The sequence below is a fragment of the Haloarcula sp. KBTZ06 genome (assembly GCF_048595605.1).
Classification (GTDB): Archaea; Halobacteriota; Halobacteria; order Halobacteriales; family Haloarculaceae; genus Haloarcula; species Haloarcula hispanica.
This window is the reverse complement of sequence record NZ_CP184337.1, coordinates 1,540,010-1,557,085: the sequence shown is the minus strand read 5'-3', so window position 1 is coordinate 1,557,085 and position 17,076 is coordinate 1,540,010. Positions and strand designations below refer to the sequence as shown.

The window sequence follows — 17,076 nt, the reverse complement described above, 5'->3', positions numbered from 1 at the left end:
TCAGTACTCCTCGGGATCGATCTCGAGGACTAACTCCCCGCCTTTGAACGCCCGTACGAGCCCGTCGCTCTCCGAGAGAACGATAGCCGTCGCCATGGTGTCACGGGTGACCGCGCCAGCCGCCATGTGCCGAGCGCCGAGTCCCTTGGGGATGTCGACCCCCTCTGCGGAGGGTTCGAGGTACCGGTACGCGGAGACGATCTTGCCGGCGTCGGAGATGACAAACGCGCCGTCGAGCCGCGAGAACTCCTTGAGCATCACGTTGACGATGGGGTCGCCGACGTGGACGTGGGACTTCTCGAAGGGGTTGTACGACAGCGGCCGGGACTTGTTCATCACCTTGCCGGCGTCGCCGACGACGAACAGGGCACCGACGGGCTTGCCCTTCTGGCCTTTCTTCCCCAGTTCGATAGCGACCTCGAACACGTCCCGGACGACGCTCGCGTCCGCCCGCGAGTTGACGAACATGTCGTACACGCCGGACGGCGAGAAGTCGTTGGTCTGGACCCGCACGAGCGTGTTCTCGGCCCCGTCCAGCACCTCTGTCACACAGAGCACCTCGTCGCCCTCGTCGACGATGCCCTGCTCCAGTGCGCCCTCGATACCAAAGCGGAGACGGCCTTCGAGGTCAGTGAAGTCGATCGGTAGTTCGACGAACGGCTCCGCATCGAGGGTGTTCTCCGGGCCGACGACGACGATTTCCTCGTCAACGTCGTCGAACTCCTCGAAGAACGACGCGTTCGGGGAAAACAGGAACACGGCGTCGACGTCTGCGACCAGGTCTCCGAGCAGGTCGCGCAACTCGTTCATTATCAGAACGACGCTGTCTGTCGAAAAAAAGGTTGCGGGCAGTCAGCCACGCGTCCGACGGCGGGCCGTACGTCAGATATCCTTCGAAGGCACTGCAAGCAGACGGTCGAACGCGCCACTTTCGCCGTGGCAATGACAGTACGTCCCGATGGTGCTGTATTCTGTGAGGCCGTCGTGTTCGCCGTCGATACCGTCGCCCCGAACCATGTCGAAAGCGAACGACGCATCGCTGCCGAGGGCCGCAGCGGAGTAGTGAAACTCGTGTCCGCGGCGGTGCGCTCCGGACGCGGCCACGGCGGTGTCTGTCCGTGCTTCTAACTCAACGTGGTCAAGCGCCTGATACCGGTCCTGCATCTCGATGTCCGCGGGGAGGACCCCGGCCATCTCGTAGGTGTCGCCGTCGGTCGTCGTCAGCGACTCCGACAGCGCCATCAGCCCGCCACACTCGCCGTAGACGGGGACGCCGTCGGCGGCACGACGGGCTATCTCGTCGAGTGTCCCGCCGGTTTCGAGCGACTCGCCGTGGAGTTCTGGATAGCCGCCGGGCAGATATATCGCATCGGCATCAGGCACTGAGTCACCGGCGACCGGCGAGAACGGCTCGACGGACGCCTCAGACCGGAGTCGTTCGAGTACTGAGGGGTAGATGAAACAGAACGCGCTGTCCTGCGCGACGGCGATTCGGTGGTCGGCCGCCACGCCGTCGCTGTCCTTTCCCTGAGGCGCGACTTCCGGTGGCTCCCGTGCCACGTCGACCAGCTGTTCGATATCGATGGTCTCCGCCGCCGTCGAGAGCGCGTCGCGGTCGAGCCCGGCCTCCGAGCCCATGTGTAGCCCGAGATGGCGGTCCGGAATATCTAGGTCCGACATCGGCGGAATCCGACCGAAGTAGGTGAGGCCCTCGGGGAGCGCGTCCCTGATGCCGTCGGCGTGTCGGCCGCCGTGGGCGCGCTGTGCGAGGATGCCAGCCACCTCGATGTCGACACCGATGCGGTCGGCGTACTGCGCGAACCCCAGCGCCGTCGCGGCGACGCTCTCCATGCCGGCTTTCGCATCGACGACCAGAACGACCGGGAGGTCCAGCCCCTCGGCGACCGCTGCCGTCGACGTCTTCGTCCCGTCGTAGAGCCCCATCACGCCCTCCACGATGCAGATATCGCCCGTGCCGCGCCAGTAGGTCCGGCGCATCCCGTCCTCGCCCGCAAGCCAGGGGTCGAGCGTCCGCGACGGTGTGTCGACGAGTGCTTCGTGATGACTCGGGTCAATGAAGTCCGGGCCAGCCTTGGCCGGCTGGGGCTGATACCCGGCGTCTTCGAGCGCTGTCAAGGTCGCCAGCGTGGCAACGGTCTTGCCGACGCCGGAGCTTGTGCCGGCGAGAACGAACCCCTCCATGTTCACGTCCTCTCCTCGGCCGTTGCTGTGGGCGCGTCGCCAATCAGGTCGTCGTAGATGGCCGCAAAGCGGTCACGGACCTCCGCCATCGGGATGCCGGCGCGGTCGGCGAGCGCCAGCGCGCCGCCCATGCCGACCCCCTCCTTGGCCTCGCCGGCCACGAACCGCTCCATCGCGACGTGATCGCTCTGGTCGAAGCCGGGGTCCGTTACTGTCAGGTCGAGGTCGAGTCGGTCAGCCGACGCCCGCACGTCGGCGCTGTCGTCGTCGGCCACGTAGCTCGTCGTCGCGAGTCCAAGCGGTCCCTCGTAGCCGCCGTGGCGGACCAGCGCGGCGACGGCGACGCACTGACTGCCGCCGGCAAGCGTTACGGCGGTATCGCTCTCGACGGCTCCGGCGGTCAGCCCAGCGAGCGTTGCCAGGACGGGGTCACCCATCCGGCGGACGGCCCGTTTCGGTTCGTTCGCGGCGTCGCCCGGTGACAGCGAACTGGCCTGGAGGCCCTCGGCGACCAGTTTCTCCTTCTGTTCGGTCGGGTTCTCCGGCAGCGACGAGGAGACCATTCCCGGTTCGCCCAGCGCTCGAAAGACCCCGAGGGCTGTCGTCGTCCCGCCGGGAATTGTTTCGCCCAGATACAGTTCGTCGGCCGGGAGTGCCTGCCCGAGCTGTCGGGCGGCCGCGAACGCCCCGTGGGCCGTCGACACCGGGTCCTGCTCCGCGATGTCCTTTCCCGGGCGTGCGCCGACGGAGACTGTCGGCGCGCCCGTTTTCTCGGCCAGTCCGCCGTCGACCACAGTGACGTCAAATCCCAGGACGTCCCGGACGGCTCGTGTCACCAGCGCCGGCGTCGGACAGCCGCTGGGACTGACCGGTGTCACGTCCGTCCGAACTGGCGTGCCGTAGGTCACTAACTCCGCGTCTGCCGCGGGCGTTACCGACATCAGTTCGGGGTCGGCTCCGGCGGCGCTAATCCCCGCCCGACCCGCGGTTTCGGTCGTTCCTGCGACGAGCGCAAAGCGTGTTCCGCCACCGGGTGACGTCATTGTAGTTGTATTACTACAAGTGAACTTTAATACCTTGGTGCTGGGGCGGCGCATGATTTATACCGTACGCCCGCGGTTCCCCGAACATGGACGATTTTGACGAACTCCTCTCGTCGTTGACGCCGCGTGAGGACAACGAGGCGATCGCTTCCTACCAGAACACGACGGCTGTGGCCTGTCCATCCTGTGAAGAACCGTTCGACGATATGGTCGTCTGTAAGCAGGAGTTCACCTCCCTCAATCTCGATTTCGAGATGGACCTCTGTACGACTATCAACGATGGGAACGTCGTGTTGTTTACCCACAAGTAACTGCCGGGACAGGTGTCATCTCGTTGGTCCTCCGCCAATTCTCTACGCCAGTAGTGTAGAATCCGGCAACAGCATCTCACCCCAATATCAACTGTGATAATCACAGCAATGGATTTTTATACATCTCCTCCCGTTTTTCGCAATAGGCACCACACTGGTGCCGCACCACCCCACCCCCCACCCCCACATTCCTTACCTTTCCACTTCCGGTGAGGCGTCGGCTTCCACATCGACGGTTTTCGTACCCGATAGCTATAGTCAACCCTACTGGGGTAGTTCCAGGCGGCTCAACTGTCAGATCCGACTTGCCAGTGTGGCACACCCGGAGCCGGCTACTCCGCTCACGACGAACCGACGGAAAATGGAAGGGGCGGGAGTCGAACCACGCGGAGCCCTTTGCGGGGTAACTACCAACCGATTCTGGCATGTTGGTCGGTAGCGCTCTACCACTGAGCCACCCTTCCAAGCTATCTACAATACGCTCCTGACAACCAAGTAAGTGATGATTCCGGGTGTTTCCGCAGTCAACGCTGCCGACACTCGAGTGCCGTTGAGCCGGTCGCTCATCCGGTATCTCACCAATGGCAACGCCCAGAGCGGGAGCGGTATCCGCCTCTGCAGCTTTTCCTTTCGAATCCACAACAACTTATTTTGTGTTGGCCGGCGACACCTGTGTCTGTGAGCTACACGAAAGTCAACTACACCGATGTGGAACCGGTGGCCGATGCGATGCACTTCCTCCGAGACCCCCTGGACTGTGAGCAGGTCGGCGTCACTGTGCTGGATTGCGAGGCCGGCTGGACCGGCAAACCGCACGACCACGCCGACGAGGGCCACGAGGAGGTGTACGTCCTTATCGAGGGAGAAGCGACTGTCGAGGTTGACGGCGACGACGTGGCTCTCACTGCGGGCGACGCAATCAGACTCCCGCCGGAGGCGGAGCGAACGATTCACAACGGCGATACCGAGAGCACGTTCGTCCTCGTCGGCGCACCCTGAAACTCGCAGAAACAGATATCGTCGCCGGTGGTCAGGTCGTCAGTACGACCGGACTTTCGGCTCGTAGGTCTCCTCGTCGCCTTCGAGGATGACGGGCTTGTAGTAGAGTTCGGGGGTACCCTCGTTCCAGGCAAGCATCGTGTGCTTGATCCACTCGTCGTCCTTGCGTTCCTGGTGCTCCGCACGCCAGTGTGCGCCACGAAACTCCTCGCGTGCGAGCGCGCCGAGCGTGATGGCCTCGGCCACGTCGAGGATGTTGCGGGTCTCGATAGTGTGGATGAGGTCCGTGTTGTAGGTCCGGGACGGGTCTTCGACGGCGACGTTCTCGTACTCCTTGCGCGCCGTCCGGAGGTCCTGAAGGGCCTTCTCCAGACCCGCTTCGGTCCGGAACACGTTGACGTTCTCGGTCATCGTCTCCTGCACGTCCGCGCGGACCTCGGCGTGGTTGATGCCGTCGGATTCGATGAGGTCCTCGACGCGCTGGCGCTCCTGCTCGACGGTGCTTTCGAGGACCGCCTTTGGCTCGACAGCCGCTCCGTCGGCGGCGACGTCGTCGCTGCCGGCGTCGATGGCACCGGGTTCGACCGGCGGCTCCACGTCGCCGGGCTCGCTCTTGGCGGAGGGGCCGGTCTGGATTTCGGCGGTCTTCATGTCCTTGCCGGCGGCGTGATGGCCGGCGCGGGCACCGAACACGAGTAGTTCCGGCAGGGCGTTGCCCCCGAGCCGGTTCGCACCGTGCAGCGAGACACACGCGGTCTCGCCGGCCGCGTAGAGGCCGTCGATGCACGTCTCGCCGTTCTCGTCGCACTCGATGCCGCCCATGGCGTAGTGCTGGCCGGGCTTGACCGGCATCGGCTCGTCGAGGCCGTCGACGCCCTCGAAGTCCTCCGCGAGGTGGAGGATGTTCTCAAGACGGTCGAGGATGCGTTCCTCCCCGAGGTGGCGCATGTCGAGGTCGACGTACTCGTCTTCGACCCCGCGGCCCTCGTTGACCTCGGTCAGTTCGGCACGAGCGACCACGTCGCGGGAGGCCAGTTCCCCCTCGTTGTTGGCGTAGCCGTGCTCGAACATGAACCGCTCCTCGTTGTCGTTGTAGAGGATACCACCCTCACCGCGAACCCCCTCAGAAATGAGGACGCCCGTGGACGGCAGCGTGGTCGGGTGGAACTGGATCATCTCCATGTCCTCCATCGGGACGCCGGCGCGGTAGGCCATCGCACAGCCGTCGCCGGTGTTGGCGACGGCGTTCGTGGTGTGGTCGAAGGCCTGGCCCAGGCCCCCGGTTGCGAGAATCACGCCGTTGTTCGCGCGGAAGCCCTGAATCTCGCCGGACTTGATATCGTAGGCGACACAGCCGTGACAGACGCGGTCCTCGGGGTCGTCGTGGTCGGTGACCGCGAGCTGGGTCACGTACCACTCGTCGTACACCTCGATGCCGCGCTTGACCGCCTGCTCGTACATCGTGTGCAGCAGGTGGTGACCGGTCTCGGCACCGGCGTACGTCGTCCGCGGATAGGAGAGACCGCCGAAGGGACGCTGTGAGACGCGGCCGTCGTCCTCGCGGGAGAAGGGCATCCCCCAGTGTTCGAGCTGGATGACCTCTTCCGGAGCGTCCTTGGCGAAGGTGTCGATGGCAGGGGCGTCGCCGAGGTAGTCGGACCCCTTCATCGTGTCGTACGCGTGGAGGTCCCAGGAGTCCCCTTCCTGAAGGGCGGCGTTGATTCCACCCTCCGCGGCACCTGTGTGGCTCCGAACTGGATGGAGCTTGGTCACGAGGGCCACATCTGCACCCTCTTCGTCCGCTGCAATAGCCGCCCTGAGGCCAGCGCCACCCGCGCCGACCACGATGACATCGTGTTCGTACATTGTGAGAGTGTCTCTTGGCGTGGTTTCGGCTTAGGATTAGCCAAACTTAAGCCTCCCTGTTGCGTTACCGAGTATGGCTCCACTAGTGGGTTGCATCCCGCTCCTGGTATCGGGATGTCTTGTCAGGGAGACTGAATTCTTGACCTATCCGATGGAATTATATCACGCGCTGTGAATACTTAGGAACCAACTACTGATACTAGACCCGACGGATAGTCCCACTACGGGCGCTGACCCGTCTCAAACCTGATGCCAGACCAGTATCTCACGTCAACTGATGACTTCGAAGCGGTGTTAGCCGAGGCACCCTCAGTACTGACAGTTACTGATGGAGAACTGATAATACGGTTTGTGAGCCCAGCGATCGAACGCGTGTTAGGGTACGATATGGAGTCGCTCGTCGGCACGAACTGGCTGGATCTCGTCCACCCGGAGGATACGGATCGCGTCCTCGCCACGCTTACGGGCGAACGGGAGGACGACGGGGCCGAGTACCGGTTCCGGAACGCCGATGGCGACTGGGTCTGGCTCGAAACCATCGTCTCATCAGACACCGAGACAGACCGCGATTGCCGGGTGTTCACCTCCCGCGACGTCAGCGACCGACCGCGCTTCGAAGCCCAGTTTCGCCAGTTCGTCACGCATACCTCCGACGTGCTCACTGTGTTCGACGAGCAAGGCAATGTCGAGTACATCAGTCCGTCCGTGGAACGCGTCCTCGGCTACGAGCAAGACGAGATGCAGGACTCAGACCTCTTTGAGTACGTGCATCCGGACGACCTCTCGAACGCCCTCACCGAGTTCGGCCGGATGATAGACGACCCGGGGTATATCGCCGTCATCGAGCACCGCTATCGCCACGCAGACGGCGACTGGATCTGGGCGGAGTCCCGCGGCCAGCAGGTCGAGAGCGGCCCGCTGGAAGACCACGTCGTCGTGACGACTCGCGACATCTCCGAGCGGAAACAGCGCGAACAGGAACTCGAGCGACAGAACCAGCGCCTCGAGCGGTTCTCGGACGCGATTAGTCACGACCTACGGAACCCGCTGGACGTCCTCGATGGCTCGCTCGAACTCGCGCGTGAGACAGGGGAAGACGCGCACTTCGAGCGCGCCGAACGGAGCATCGACCGGATGTACACGCTCATCGACGACTTGCTCGTGCTCGCCAAACAGGGCGTCGACCCGGAGGAGATCGAGACAGTCGACCTCAGCACCCTCTCGCAACGGGCCTGGTCGATGGTCGACACACAGGACGCGACGCTGGAAACTGAGGCCGCCGACAGCATCAAAGCCGACGAGGGGGCGATGCTGGAACTACTCGAGAACCTCTTTCGGAACGCTATCGAACACGGTGGCGACGACGTGACTGTCACTGTCGGGACGGAATCGTGGGGGTTCTACGTCACGGACGACGGGACGGGCTTTTCCGACGGCACCGCGGACCTGTTCGAACCCGGCTACTCGACGGCCGATGAGGGGACCGGATTCGGCCTCTGCATCGTCGAACAGATCGTCGACGCACACAACTGGGAGGTCATCGCGACTGACAGCGAAAGCGGCGGTGCGCGATTCGAGTTCATCTGCCGCGATAACTGAGTACGCTTTTGCGTTTGACGGCTGTGGTCGCCGCCCAAGCCCATTTCACCCGGTTCGCTGTAGCTATACGGAGTATGAAACTCTGTCTCTCGACTTGCCCGACGATACGGTCTCGGAGTGGCTCGACTTCGCCGAGGACCTCGACCCGGGGATGTACTCCTCGCTCGACTACGACCTGACCCACGACAAGCCCATGGAACTCGACGCGCTCAACGGCTCGGTCGTCCGCCACGCCGACGATGTTGGCGTCGCGGTCCCGCTGAACGAGGCCCTGACCGCGATTCTGCCGCCGTGGGCCGACGGGAGCGACTGAGTCGCGGGGTCCGCTGACCGCAAAGCAGTACACCTGCACACAGGTGACTGTGAGAGCTGGGGGCGGTCCGCACCGAACTGGTGGCCCACCGCCCCGGCACCTGTCGCTGTACGTAGCGTTACCGCTCGGAGTCGGTCGACCTGTGGGACTGCGGCCGGTTCGGTACACTCGGACACCGGCGGTGGGCGGTTCCCCGTGCCTTCGATACTGGGATGTGGTGTGATGCGCCCACCCACCACGATTCGGGGTTGCACTCGTCTGTTCTCTCTAATTCGCGCCGAGAATCAGTGTCTCCGCTGGTGGGACTGGTGTCTCGACTGGCCCCGTAGGCACAGCTGTTGGTGGTGCAGGTATCTCTTCGTTTAATACCGACGTGTTAAACGGGTTTTTGACACTCATCGTATAGGCAAAAATTGAATACATATAACCATGTTACCAAATAGTGTGGAAACATATGGCAACCAGCGACCTCACCAATATTCAAACCCGGATGCTCGGGCAAGACGTCACGTTCAGCGTGTCACAACCGTGGCTGGCCTACTGGCTGGTCATTATGCGGCTGGTCGGCGGCTGGTGGCTGTTACACGCCGGCCTCGACAAACTCGCTAGCTGGCCGTTCGACGCAAGCTGGTTCGTTGGTGGCGCCGCCCAGGGAACGAGTCTCGGTCCCATCGTCACTCTGTTCAGTAGTGGCGCCGGACTGGCGTTCACCAACGTCGCGGTCCCGATCGGTCAGGTGCTGATCGGCCTGGGACTGGTTTTCGGGGCGCTCACCCGGACAGCAGCGTTCTTCGGCGCGTTCATGATGGTGTTCTTCTACTTCATCAACGGCGAGACCGGTGCCTGGTCTCACGGCGTCGTCACGGGCGAGTTGCTGGGCATTCTCATCTTCGGGATGATTGCCACCCTCGGTGCCGGGCGCGTCCTCGGCATCGACGCGTACCTGCAGAACACCGAGTTCGTCAAGAACCACCCGCGGCTTCAGTACCTCATCGGCTAATGGAGGTGCCAAAATATGAGTGACCTTACTACAGCAGACAAGATCGCTATGTACGTCGGCGGCGGCCTCGTGCTTCTCGGTACGGTTGGTATCGGCCTCGTGGAAATGTTCCTGGGGAGTACCCACCCCGTCTCCGGCGAGGGGCAAGTCGTGCACGATGCCCTCGTTCCGCTCGAGATCCGGTCGTATATCATCCTCCTGGGGTTTCTCATCTGGGCCGTCTACGCCATCTACAAGGTGGCCGTTGGCGGACGCGTTCCCGGCACCGCTCAGCCAGACATACGTGCTGGGCAGGCCGAGTAGCCCCAGCAACTTTCCTTCGCTTTCGAATCCGAGAGATGGTTTCGTAGACATCGTCTCACACTGTGCTTCAGGTGTCAGAACTGTCTTCGCGGCCGCTAGTAGTCTCAATCGGGAGAGGCAACTGGGGCGTACCGAACACCTGTGCTCGTACACGAACGGTTTCAGGGCGGGTGTCCCCGAGGTCACAACCCTCTGCCCGTCATCGGTTCGTTCGATCAGCGGAGCACGGCAGAAGTAGCGTATCGGGTATACTACGCTGAAGTCACCAGAACTTCAGGTTGTTCTTGACCGCTTCCCGCTTGAGCTCCTGGATATGCTCGGTTAGCGGGATGTCCTTCGGACACACTTCGGTACAGGAGAACTGGGTCTGGCAGCGCCAGACGCCGTGTTCTTGTTCGATGATGCGCAGGCGCTCCTGCTTGCGGTTCTCGCCCTCGCGCTCGTCCATCGCGAAGCGGTAGGCCTTGTTGATGGCGGCGGGGCCGAGGTACTCGTTGTCGCCGGCGGCGATGTTACACGAGGACATGCACGCGCCACACCAGATACACCGCGTGGACATCTTGACCTTCTCGCGGTTCTCCCGGGTCTGGCGCTGCTCTTCGAGCTTGTCGTCCGGCGTCTCGTCGGCGTCGAAGTACGGCTCGACGGCCTCCATCTGGTCGTAGAAGTGCTCCATATCGACAACGAGGTCCTTCACGACCTCCTGATGGGGGAGCGGCTCGATGCGGACCGGGTCCTCAAGCTCGGAGATCTGCGTCTTGCAGCCGAGGCGCTGCCTGCCGTTGACGAACAGGGCGTCCGACCCACAGACAGCCTGTCGACAGGAGTGTCGGAAGGTCAGCGAGGAGTCGTAGTGGTCCCGCGCGTAGATGAGCGCATCGAGGATGGTCATCCCCTTGTGGAACGGCACGCTGAAGTCGTCGAAGCGAGGTTCCTGCTTCCCCTCGACTTCGGGGTCGTAACGGAACACTTTCAGCGTAATCGTGTCCTCGTCGTCGAGCGTCTCCTCTTCGACTTCCCGCTGGGCCTGCTCCTGTGCCTGTCGTTCGTCTCGCTGTGCGCGCCGACGGTCGCCCGGGGACTGGACCTCGGGCTCTGTCTCTTCGTCGGCCTCCGTCTCGGTTTCCTGTTGTTCGATTTGCGTACTCATAGTTCAGACGAGGGTTGTCATGGCCAGCGACACGCGGGTCCCCTGCACGATGAGCAGGATGCCGGCGATGCCGAGCAGGTATTTGACTGCGTTCTTCCGGGAGCCGGTGAGTCCCTGGTTGACCAGCGCGTTGTACACGCCGTTGACGCCGTGGAACGTGGCGGTGACGAGGAACAGCCACATCGTGATGAGATACCAGGGTCGGTTCATTCGGGCCTGCGTACCCAGGAAGGTGAGGTCGGCGGCGTGGTTCACGAAGTGCAACAGCATGAAGTGGAACGCGAGCACGCCGACGAGGAACACTGCCGTCAGCCGCTGGAACAGCCAGCGACGCCCGCCACGGTCGAAGGAGGAGTAGTGTTCAGCCATCAGGCTAGCTTCCCCCCGAGGAACGTCGGCACGCTGGCGACGACGATAGCGCCCGTCAGCAGGAGCGACGCGTAGAAGCTCTTGTCTTGCGATTCCAGCCCCACACCCAGGTCAACCATCAGCAATCGGATGCCGTTGAGGATGTGGAAGACGGCGACGGCCAGCAGACCGACTTCGAGGAACCGGACGATAAGCAGCGATTCGAGGCCGCTGATCGTGCTGGTGTAGAGGTCGCTGCCTGCCTGCGCGCTCGCCGGATCGACGCCGACCGAAGTGCTCAGCACCGCGATGTGGGTGAACAGGTAGCCCACGAGAACCCAGCCGGTGAACTTGTGGAAGATCCAGGCCCACATCCCGGCCGTGAACTCCCGCCACCGTCCGAAGTCCTCGACGGTGCCGCGATTGTAAGACTGACTCATACACTGGGGGGTTAGTCCGGGGACAGATAGTAGTTTCTACAACGGACGCGTATCACCGGAATCCCGCCCGAAGACGTTCGTCAATTGACTACTCCGCAGTTACCAATCGTCGTCGTTCGTCCGCCGATTCCACTCGATCGCCCGCTGTATCCGGTCGTCAAGTCGGACCAGATGGCAGAGGGGATTGCCAGGATACACCAGTGGGTTCTCGAGGACGCCGACCAGCAGGCCGGTAAACGGCGCACGCATCAGCGTGTTCTCCGTCTTGAACGGGTTCGTGATCGTACATATCACGTCGTCTTCGTACACCAGGTCGCCGCGGTCGTAGTGCATGTCTACCAGGCCGCCCGAGTCCGCGCGGATCCAGGTTTTCTCGCCGTTGTCGTCGATGACCGTCCGCCAGCCCGGCCACCGGACGGTGTCGGAGTCCCGCAGGCCGAACTCCGCCAGCACCGACCGAACACTATCAAGCGCCGAGTCGATGAGCGGCCGCTGGAACCGGTGGGCTTCGCCCATCTCTATCGTGATCGTCGGGACGCCCGAATCGCTCAACTCCCGCCGGAGCGACCCCGACGGACCTTCCGAAGAGATGATGACGTTCGAGGCGAAGGCGTTCGCGACCCGCGCGACCTCGGGGTCGTCCATGTTCGCCCGGACGTGGAGCATGTTCGTCCGCCCGCGCGTGGACGTGTGAAAGTCGAGGCCGACATCACACGGGGCCAGGAAGTTCCGGAAAATCTCGTGGGCCATCCGTTTCGCGCTCGTCGATTCGGGGTCGCCGGGGAACGAGCGGTTCAGGTCCCGGTCGTAGATCGGCAGGTACCGCTCCTGTGCCAGAAACGCCGGGACGTTCAACACCGGCAGACAGACCAGCGTCCCCGCCAGCCCGTCGTGGTTCCACTCGTGGGCCACCTCCCGGACGACCTCGATGCCGTTGAGTTCGTCGCCGTGGGCCGCTGCGGTGAGAAACACTGTCGGACCGGGCCGCTCGCCGTTGACGATGGTAACCGGCATCCGGACGGCGTCCCCCAGATACGTCTCGCTGACCGTGTAGCGAACGTTGCGGGTTTCCCCCGGTTTGACGCGGCCGCCGTCGAAGGTGAACGGCTTGGCCTCTTCCATGCCATCACAACGAGAGTCGGCGGCTAAAACCCCTCCGGGACAAGCGAGTATCCGTACATCTATACTGTGGCCGACAGAAGTCGACAGCATGAGCGACCAGGATATCACAGTCGGCGTTCTCAGCCTCCACTCCAGCAAGGAGTCGAAGGCCATCCTGAACGCGGTCGACGAGATGGGCTACGACACGGAGTGGCTTCGCACCGAAAACACCGCGATCAGCGTTGCTGACGGCGAAATGACACTCGAACCGAGTGTCGACGTGGTCGCGAACCGTCTGCTACTTTCCAGCGACGAACATCCCGCGGAAGGGATCGGGCTCGGGATGACTATCAGCCGGCTCGCACCGACGTTGAACGAGCCGATGGCGGCGACGACGGCACTGCACAAGTTCGCCAGCGCTGCCGCGTTGGCCGACGCCGGCGTCCCGGTCCCGGACGCGCTGCTCGCGCTGTCGAGCGACCTGCTGAACGAGGAACGGGACCGCTTCGGTGACCGCGCGGTGTACAAGACGGCTATCGGCACCCACGGCGGCGGGACGTGGATGGTCGATCTGGAAAACCAGGTCAACGCCCAGGTCGGCGGCCGCTACGCGTTCTTACAGGAGTACATGGAACACGACGAGCAGCGCCACCACGACCTTCGCGTGTACGTCGTCGGCGACCGGATCGTCGGCGCGATGAACCGCTACGCGCCCGAAGGCGAGTGGCGGACGAACGTTGCGCTCGGCGGCGAGGTCGAGGATATGACGGGCGAACTCCCCGAGCGGGTCAGGGAAATCGCGCTCGACTCGGTCGAGGCTATCGGTCTAGACTATGCCGGCGTCGACATCGTCCAGAGCGACGACGGCTACTACGTGCTCGAAGTGAACCCCACCGCCGGGTTCCGCGGCCTGTTCAAGGCCAGCGGCGTCAGTCCTGCCCCCTACATCGCTCAGCTCGCTATCGAGCGGGCCGGCGGAAGCGTCGACGAGGAAACCGTCGAGCGACTCTCCGACCGGCTTGACGACTCCAAGCCTGCGTGTACGCCGAAGAAGCCACAGCCGAAAGCACAGGAGAACGTCGTCGTCGGCTACATCGAGGAGGTTGTCGTCACCGGGACGCAGGGGACAAAGTCCGTCCTCGCGAAATCCGACACTGGCGCGACCAGAACCAGTATCGACGCCAAGCTCGCCGCGGAAATCGGAACGGGGCCGATTCTCGACATCGTGAAGATCAAATCAGGGAGCCTCAAGTCCGGTCGTTCGCGCCCGGTCGTCGACCTCGTCGTCGGCGTCGGCGGGACCCAGCACACCGTCACCGCCAGCGTCGAAGACCGCGGGCACATGGACTATCCGCTGTTGCTGGGTCGGGACATCCTCAAGCACTATCAGGTCGACGTGACCCGCCGTGCGGACGACGAGTCAGACGTGGAAACAGAGGAAGAAGAGCAGAGCGAAGAGTAGCGACGCGTTAGTACCAGCTTTCGAGCCGTCTCAGTCCTCGCGCACTTCTGCGACGCTTTCGGCGATATCCTCGCTGGCCCGCCACAGATACAGGCTCGCGTAGCTCCGATACGGCGACCAGCGATCGGCGTACTCCCGCATCTCCGCGCGGCTGTACCCGTCGCCGACGACGGCCTCGAATCCCTTGCGGATACCGAGGTCGCCGACCGGGAACACGTCTTCGCGGCCGAAGGCAAACAGGAGTTGCATATTTGCGGTCCAGTCGCCGACACCCGTAATGGCGGTCAGTTCCTCGTGGATCTCCTCGTCGGCGGCGTCCTCGAACGTTTCCAGCGAGTAGCCGTGTTCCAGAAACGCATCGGCGACCTCGTTGACGTAGCGGGTTTTCTGCCGCGAGAGCCCGGCGTCCCGGAGGAGGTCGTTGTCAGCGTCTTTGATGCCCGCCGGTGTCACGGTGACGGCGTCGAACAGTCGCTCCCGTGTCGCGGCGGCCGACGCCATCGACACCTGCTGGCGGAGAATCGAGACGACGAGCCGCTCGAAAAGGTCCGACGCCGGGTCGAGCGTGAGTTCGCCGTGTGTCTGGACCAGCGGCCCGATATCGGGGTCTGCGCGTAACACCTCATGTGGCGAGTCACTCATGGCTCTGTGATACTGACTCGACGGAAAAGAACGTATCTGTCGCCGTTAGCCGTCAGCGATGATAGGGTCCGGATTTGGTGAGGCGACACCGGCAGCGCCGACAGGCTCCGCCGGGTTGCCCACGACTGTCGTTTCCGGGGTCACGTCATCGACGACGACTGCGCCAGCGCCGACGGACGCGTTCTCTCCAACGGTGATCGGCCCCATTATCGAGGCATCAGCGCCGATGGTCGCGCCGTCCCTGACCGTCGGGTGGCGCTTTTCGCGGCGCATGGACGTGCCGCCGAGGGTCACACCGTGGTACAGGAGCACGTCGTCGCCTATTTCGGCCGTCTCGCCGACGACGATGCCCATCCCGTGGTCGATGAACACGCGGTCGCCGATCTCCGCGGCGGGGTGTATCTCGACGCCGGTCAGGAACCGCGTGACGTGGGAGATAAGCCTGGCGACCAGCGTCCGGTCGTTCGTCCAGAGCCAGTGAGCGACGCGGTAGGCCCAGATCGCGTGCAGGCCGGGGTACGTGAGTGCGACCTCCACGGCGCTCGTCGCCGCCGGGTCCTTTGCGAGTGCTGTACGGATATCCGCTTTCAGTCGGTCAAACATGGTGTGTAGTGTGGGTGGTGTCGTCTGTAGACGGGACGGCTGGCCGGGCCGAAGCACTGGACATTAGAATCGACAACAGCGACGGGAGAAGCGGTGACTGCCTGTGGTTCGAAGCGGGCGAGCAACGTGGCGTGAAGTTCGGTCGCCCATGATTACCACAACTACGACGCTCGATAGCTTAAAAAGCAGTGGTTCGACCAGCAATTAAAGAAAGCAGCGGGAGGTCCACAGGCCACTAAGCGGTGACCGAGGCAAAAATCATGCAGTTTCGAGGCGGAGCCTCCGGCCTCAAGGAGTGAGCGAAGCGAACGAGTAGGCCGGAGAGGAAGCCGACAACCCGGACACAGACCACGGACTGTTGCCGTCTGTTCTCCCCAACGCTGATAAAACACCGAGCACACGTCTGAGCCATGGAAGTGCGGCGCACTGTTTCAGTCAAACTCGACGTGGACAGCAACGACGCCGCACTTCTCCGCGAAACCGTCGATGAATTTCTGTGGGCCGCCAACTACGTCGTAGACCACGCATGGCAGGGCGAATACAAAACGACGAGCAAGGCCCAGTTGCAGGCAGAAACCTACGACGACGTGCGTGAGCAAACACGATTGCACGCGAATCTCGTCCAGAACGCTCGCAACAAGGCCGCCGACGCCGTACAGAGCGCCGTCGCCCGCTGGAAGCAGGGCGAGTACGCGGGAAAACCGCACTTCACGAGTCCGACGTGGTGTACGACAAACGGTGCGCGACATTCCACGACGAGTACGTGTCGCTGGCGACCGTTGAGGGCCGTATCGAAGTCGAGTACCTCCTTCCCGCCGCCGACCGCGACACACCACACAGTCGGTATCTCGACAGCGACGACTACCAAGTGACGGGCGCAGAACTGCACCACAGAGACGGCCAGTGGTTCCTTCATTTCCGTACAAACGCGGAGGTGGAGTCTGACACGCCGAAACAGGCGACGACCGGGCACAGGACAGTCCTCGGCGTTGACCTCGGCGTGAACCAACTCGCTGTTACTTCGACAGGGACGTTCTGGAGCGGCCACGAGTTCGACCACTGGAGGCGCGAGTACGAGGAGCGGCGTGGCTCGCTCCAGCAGTGTGGCACGTGGGCCGCTCACGAGAATATCCAGTCGGTCGGAGGGAAGGAAACGGGCCGGTTCAAACTGATGCTCCACCGGATTGCCAACGGTATCATCGAAGAAGCCGCCGAGAACGGGTGTACGATCATCGCCTTCGAGGAGTTGAGCGGCATCCGTGACCGACTCCCCGAAGCGTCGTGGGGCCACAAGTGGGCGTTCGAGCGGTTGTACGAGTACGTCAAATACAAATCCGAGTTGCACGGCATTGATGTGGCAGTGGTAGACCCGGAAAACACGTCACGTCGTTGCTCACACTGCGGGTTCACCCACCCGGACAACCGCGACAGCGAGGCGTTCGTGTGCCTGAAATGCGGCTACGAGAACCACGCCGACTACAATGCGGCAAAAAACATCGGTTTGCGGTATCTCCGTCGTAACCAAACTGGGGACGGTGGAGGCGCACCCGTAGGCGTGCGCTTGAATCGCGGGACATTGAACGCGAACGGAGAGTATGAGACTCCTGCCGGAGATTCCGGCCAGAGCGGGAGTCCACGCGAAAGCCCCACCCTCAACGAAGCGAGGTCGTCAGACCGAGCGAAGTAGGGTGGGG

The 17,076-nt window shown here is 63.1% G+C and carries 17 protein-coding genes, 1 tRNA gene and 1 pseudogene; 8 read left to right on the top strand and 11 right to left on the bottom strand.

The window, feature by feature from the left end:
- From dacZ to ACNO8S_RS08060, 3 genes are all read right to left on the bottom strand, one after another.
- Entirely contained in the window at positions 1–810 is an 810-nt protein-coding gene (gene dacZ / locus ACNO8S_RS08070) for a diadenylate cyclase DacZ (RefSeq protein WP_004960990.1), read from the bottom strand.
- A gap of 72 nt (positions 811–882) precedes the next feature.
- The gene (locus ACNO8S_RS08065) at positions 883–2,202 is read right to left on the bottom strand and encodes a cobyrinic acid a,c-diamide synthase (RefSeq protein ID WP_420181771.1); all 1,320 of its coding nucleotides are present in this window, start codon (positions 2,200–2,202) and stop codon (positions 883–885) included.
- Positions 2,203–2,204: 2 nt separating this feature from the next.
- Entirely contained in the window at positions 2,205–3,245 is a 1,041-nt protein-coding gene (locus ACNO8S_RS08060) for a nicotinate-nucleotide--dimethylbenzimidazole phosphoribosyltransferase (protein ID WP_420181770.1), read from the bottom strand.
- Positions 3,246–3,331: 86 nt separating this feature from the next.
- On the opposite strand from ACNO8S_RS08060, the gene ACNO8S_RS08055 reads away from it, so the two are divergent.
- Positions 3,332–3,556, top strand: a complete 225-nt coding sequence (locus ACNO8S_RS08055) for a DUF7385 family protein (protein WP_004592515.1) — start codon at positions 3,332–3,334, stop codon at positions 3,554–3,556.
- 362 nt (positions 3,557–3,918) lie between these two features.
- On the opposite strand, the gene ACNO8S_RS08050 is transcribed toward ACNO8S_RS08055, so the two are convergent.
- Positions 3,919–4,020 (bottom strand) — tRNA-OTHER (locus ACNO8S_RS08050).
- 214 nt (positions 4,021–4,234) lie between these two features.
- Between ACNO8S_RS08050 and ACNO8S_RS08045 the strand changes: the two genes are divergently transcribed.
- Positions 4,235–4,555 carry a cupin domain-containing protein gene (locus ACNO8S_RS08045; protein WP_014040517.1) on the top strand — a complete coding sequence of 107 codons (321 nt, stop codon included), beginning with the start codon at positions 4,235–4,237 and terminating at the stop codon, positions 4,553–4,555.
- A gap of 39 nt (positions 4,556–4,594) precedes the next feature.
- Here ACNO8S_RS08045 and ACNO8S_RS08040 read toward each other — a convergent pair whose 3' ends face one another.
- The gene (locus ACNO8S_RS08040) at positions 4,595–6,421 is read right to left on the bottom strand and encodes an FAD-binding protein (RefSeq protein ID WP_014040516.1); all 1,827 of its coding nucleotides are present in this window, start codon (positions 6,419–6,421) and stop codon (positions 4,595–4,597) included.
- Positions 6,422–6,670: 249 nt separating this feature from the next.
- On the opposite strand from ACNO8S_RS08040, the gene ACNO8S_RS08035 reads away from it, so the two are divergent.
- The 4 genes from ACNO8S_RS08035 (at position 6,671) to ACNO8S_RS08020 (ending at position 9,636) form a co-directional block, all read left to right on the top strand.
- Positions 6,671–8,020 (top strand): PAS domain S-box protein, encoded by a 1,350-nt coding sequence (locus ACNO8S_RS08035; RefSeq protein ID WP_420182778.1) that lies wholly within the window; start codon positions 6,671–6,673, stop codon positions 8,018–8,020.
- Positions 8,021–8,114: 94 nt separating this feature from the next.
- Positions 8,115–8,333, top strand: coding sequence for a ketopantoate reductase C-terminal domain-containing protein (locus ACNO8S_RS08030; RefSeq protein WP_420182777.1), 219 nt, complete (start codon positions 8,115–8,117; stop codon positions 8,331–8,333).
- Positions 8,334–8,787: 454 nt separating this feature from the next.
- A complete protein-coding gene (locus tag ACNO8S_RS08025) occupies positions 8,788–9,333 on the top strand; it encodes a DoxX family protein (RefSeq protein WP_151146016.1) in 546 nt (181 codons plus the stop codon).
- A gap of 15 nt (positions 9,334–9,348) precedes the next feature.
- Positions 9,349–9,636 carry a hypothetical protein gene (locus tag ACNO8S_RS08020; RefSeq protein WP_050038155.1) on the top strand — a complete coding sequence of 96 codons (288 nt, stop codon included), beginning with the start codon at positions 9,349–9,351 and terminating at the stop codon, positions 9,634–9,636.
- A 262-nt stretch (positions 9,637–9,898) separates the two neighbouring features.
- Here the strand turns inward: ACNO8S_RS08020 and ACNO8S_RS08015 are convergent, their stop codons facing one another.
- The 4 genes from ACNO8S_RS08015 to ACNO8S_RS08000 all read right to left on the bottom strand — a co-directional run bounded on the left by ACNO8S_RS08015 (position 9,899) and on the right by ACNO8S_RS08000 (position 12,696).
- On the bottom strand, positions 9,899–10,786 hold the full coding sequence (locus ACNO8S_RS08015) for a succinate dehydrogenase/fumarate reductase iron-sulfur subunit (RefSeq protein ID WP_129755225.1): 888 nt from the start codon (positions 10,784–10,786) through the stop codon (positions 9,899–9,901).
- A gap of 3 nt (positions 10,787–10,789) precedes the next feature.
- On the bottom strand, positions 10,790–11,155 hold the full coding sequence (locus tag ACNO8S_RS08010) for a succinate dehydrogenase hydrophobic membrane anchor subunit (protein ID WP_008308927.1): 366 nt from the start codon (positions 11,153–11,155) through the stop codon (positions 10,790–10,792).
- Positions 11,155–11,574, bottom strand: coding sequence for a succinate dehydrogenase, cytochrome b556 subunit (gene sdhC, locus ACNO8S_RS08005; protein ID WP_420182776.1), 420 nt, complete (start codon positions 11,572–11,574; stop codon positions 11,155–11,157). Before sdhC ends, ACNO8S_RS08010 begins: the two co-directional genes overlap by 1 nt.
- A 99-nt stretch (positions 11,575–11,673) precedes the next feature.
- Positions 11,674–12,696, bottom strand: coding sequence for a succinylglutamate desuccinylase/aspartoacylase family protein (locus ACNO8S_RS08000; protein ID WP_014040513.1), 1,023 nt, complete (start codon positions 12,694–12,696; stop codon positions 11,674–11,676).
- A gap of 88 nt (positions 12,697–12,784) precedes the next feature.
- Here ACNO8S_RS08000 and ACNO8S_RS07995 point away from each other — a divergent pair, with 88 nt between their 5' ends.
- On the top strand, positions 12,785–14,137 hold the full coding sequence (locus ACNO8S_RS07995; RefSeq protein WP_420182775.1) for a RimK family alpha-L-glutamate ligase: 1,353 nt from the start codon (positions 12,785–12,787) through the stop codon (positions 14,135–14,137).
- Between the two features lie 30 nt (positions 14,138–14,167).
- On the opposite strand, the gene ACNO8S_RS07990 is transcribed toward ACNO8S_RS07995, so the two are convergent.
- Together ACNO8S_RS07990 and cysE are read right to left on the bottom strand one after the other, a co-directional pair.
- Entirely contained in the window at positions 14,168–14,779 is a 612-nt protein-coding gene (locus ACNO8S_RS07990) for a DNA-3-methyladenine glycosylase family protein (protein WP_420182774.1), read from the bottom strand.
- A gap of 45 nt (positions 14,780–14,824) precedes the next feature.
- Positions 14,825–15,382 (bottom strand): serine O-acetyltransferase, encoded by a 558-nt coding sequence (gene cysE / locus ACNO8S_RS07985; RefSeq protein WP_420182773.1) that lies wholly within the window; start codon positions 15,380–15,382, stop codon positions 14,825–14,827.
- 410 nt (positions 15,383–15,792) lie between these two features.
- Here cysE and ACNO8S_RS07980 point away from each other — a divergent pair.
- Positions 15,793–17,069, top strand: a pseudogene (locus tag ACNO8S_RS07980) (RNA-guided endonuclease InsQ/TnpB family protein).
- Positions 17,070–17,076 lie beyond the last annotated feature (7 nt).

What these genes read in the sequence shown, in the direction of transcription:
- ACNO8S_RS07995 (WP_420182775.1), top strand. Translation starts at nt 12,785, where the DNA reads ATGAGCGACCAGGATATCACAGTCGGCGTTCTCAGCCTCCACTCCAGC.
- ACNO8S_RS08025 (WP_151146016.1), top strand. Translation starts at nt 8,788, where the DNA reads ATGGCAACCAGCGACCTCACCAATATTCAAACCCGGATGCTCGGGCAA.
- ACNO8S_RS08065 (WP_420181771.1), bottom strand. Translation starts at nt 2,202, where the DNA reads ATGGAGGGGTTCGTTCTCGCCGGCACAAGCTCCGGCGTCGGCAAGACC.
- ACNO8S_RS08015 (WP_129755225.1), bottom strand. Translation starts at nt 10,786, where the DNA reads ATGAGTACGCAAATCGAACAACAGGAAACCGAGACGGAGGCCGACGAA.
- ACNO8S_RS08040 (WP_014040516.1), bottom strand. Translation starts at nt 6,421, where the DNA reads ATGTACGAACACGATGTCATCGTGGTCGGCGCGGGTGGCGCTGGCCTC.
- ACNO8S_RS08060 (WP_420181770.1), bottom strand. Translation starts at nt 3,245, where the DNA reads ATGACGTCACCCGGTGGCGGAACACGCTTTGCGCTCGTCGCAGGAACG.
- ACNO8S_RS08000 (WP_014040513.1), bottom strand. Translation starts at nt 12,696, where the DNA reads ATGGAAGAGGCCAAGCCGTTCACCTTCGACGGCGGCCGCGTCAAACCG.
- ACNO8S_RS08055 (WP_004592515.1), top strand. Translation starts at nt 3,332, where the DNA reads ATGGACGATTTTGACGAACTCCTCTCGTCGTTGACGCCGCGTGAGGAC.
- ACNO8S_RS08035 (WP_420182778.1), top strand. Translation starts at nt 6,671, where the DNA reads ATGCCAGACCAGTATCTCACGTCAACTGATGACTTCGAAGCGGTGTTA.
- ACNO8S_RS08010 (WP_008308927.1), bottom strand. Translation starts at nt 11,155, where the DNA reads ATGGCTGAACACTACTCCTCCTTCGACCGTGGCGGGCGTCGCTGGCTG.
- sdhC (WP_420182776.1), bottom strand. Translation starts at nt 11,574, where the DNA reads ATGAGTCAGTCTTACAATCGCGGCACCGTCGAGGACTTCGGACGGTGG.
- cysE (WP_420182773.1), bottom strand. Translation starts at nt 15,382, where the DNA reads ATGTTTGACCGACTGAAAGCGGATATCCGTACAGCACTCGCAAAGGAC.
- dacZ (WP_004960990.1), bottom strand. Translation starts at nt 810, where the DNA reads ATGAACGAGTTGCGCGACCTGCTCGGAGACCTGGTCGCAGACGTCGAC.
- ACNO8S_RS07990 (WP_420182774.1), bottom strand. Translation starts at nt 14,779, where the DNA reads ATGAGTGACTCGCCACATGAGGTGTTACGCGCAGACCCCGATATCGGG.
- ACNO8S_RS08020 (WP_050038155.1), top strand. Translation starts at nt 9,349, where the DNA reads ATGAGTGACCTTACTACAGCAGACAAGATCGCTATGTACGTCGGCGGC.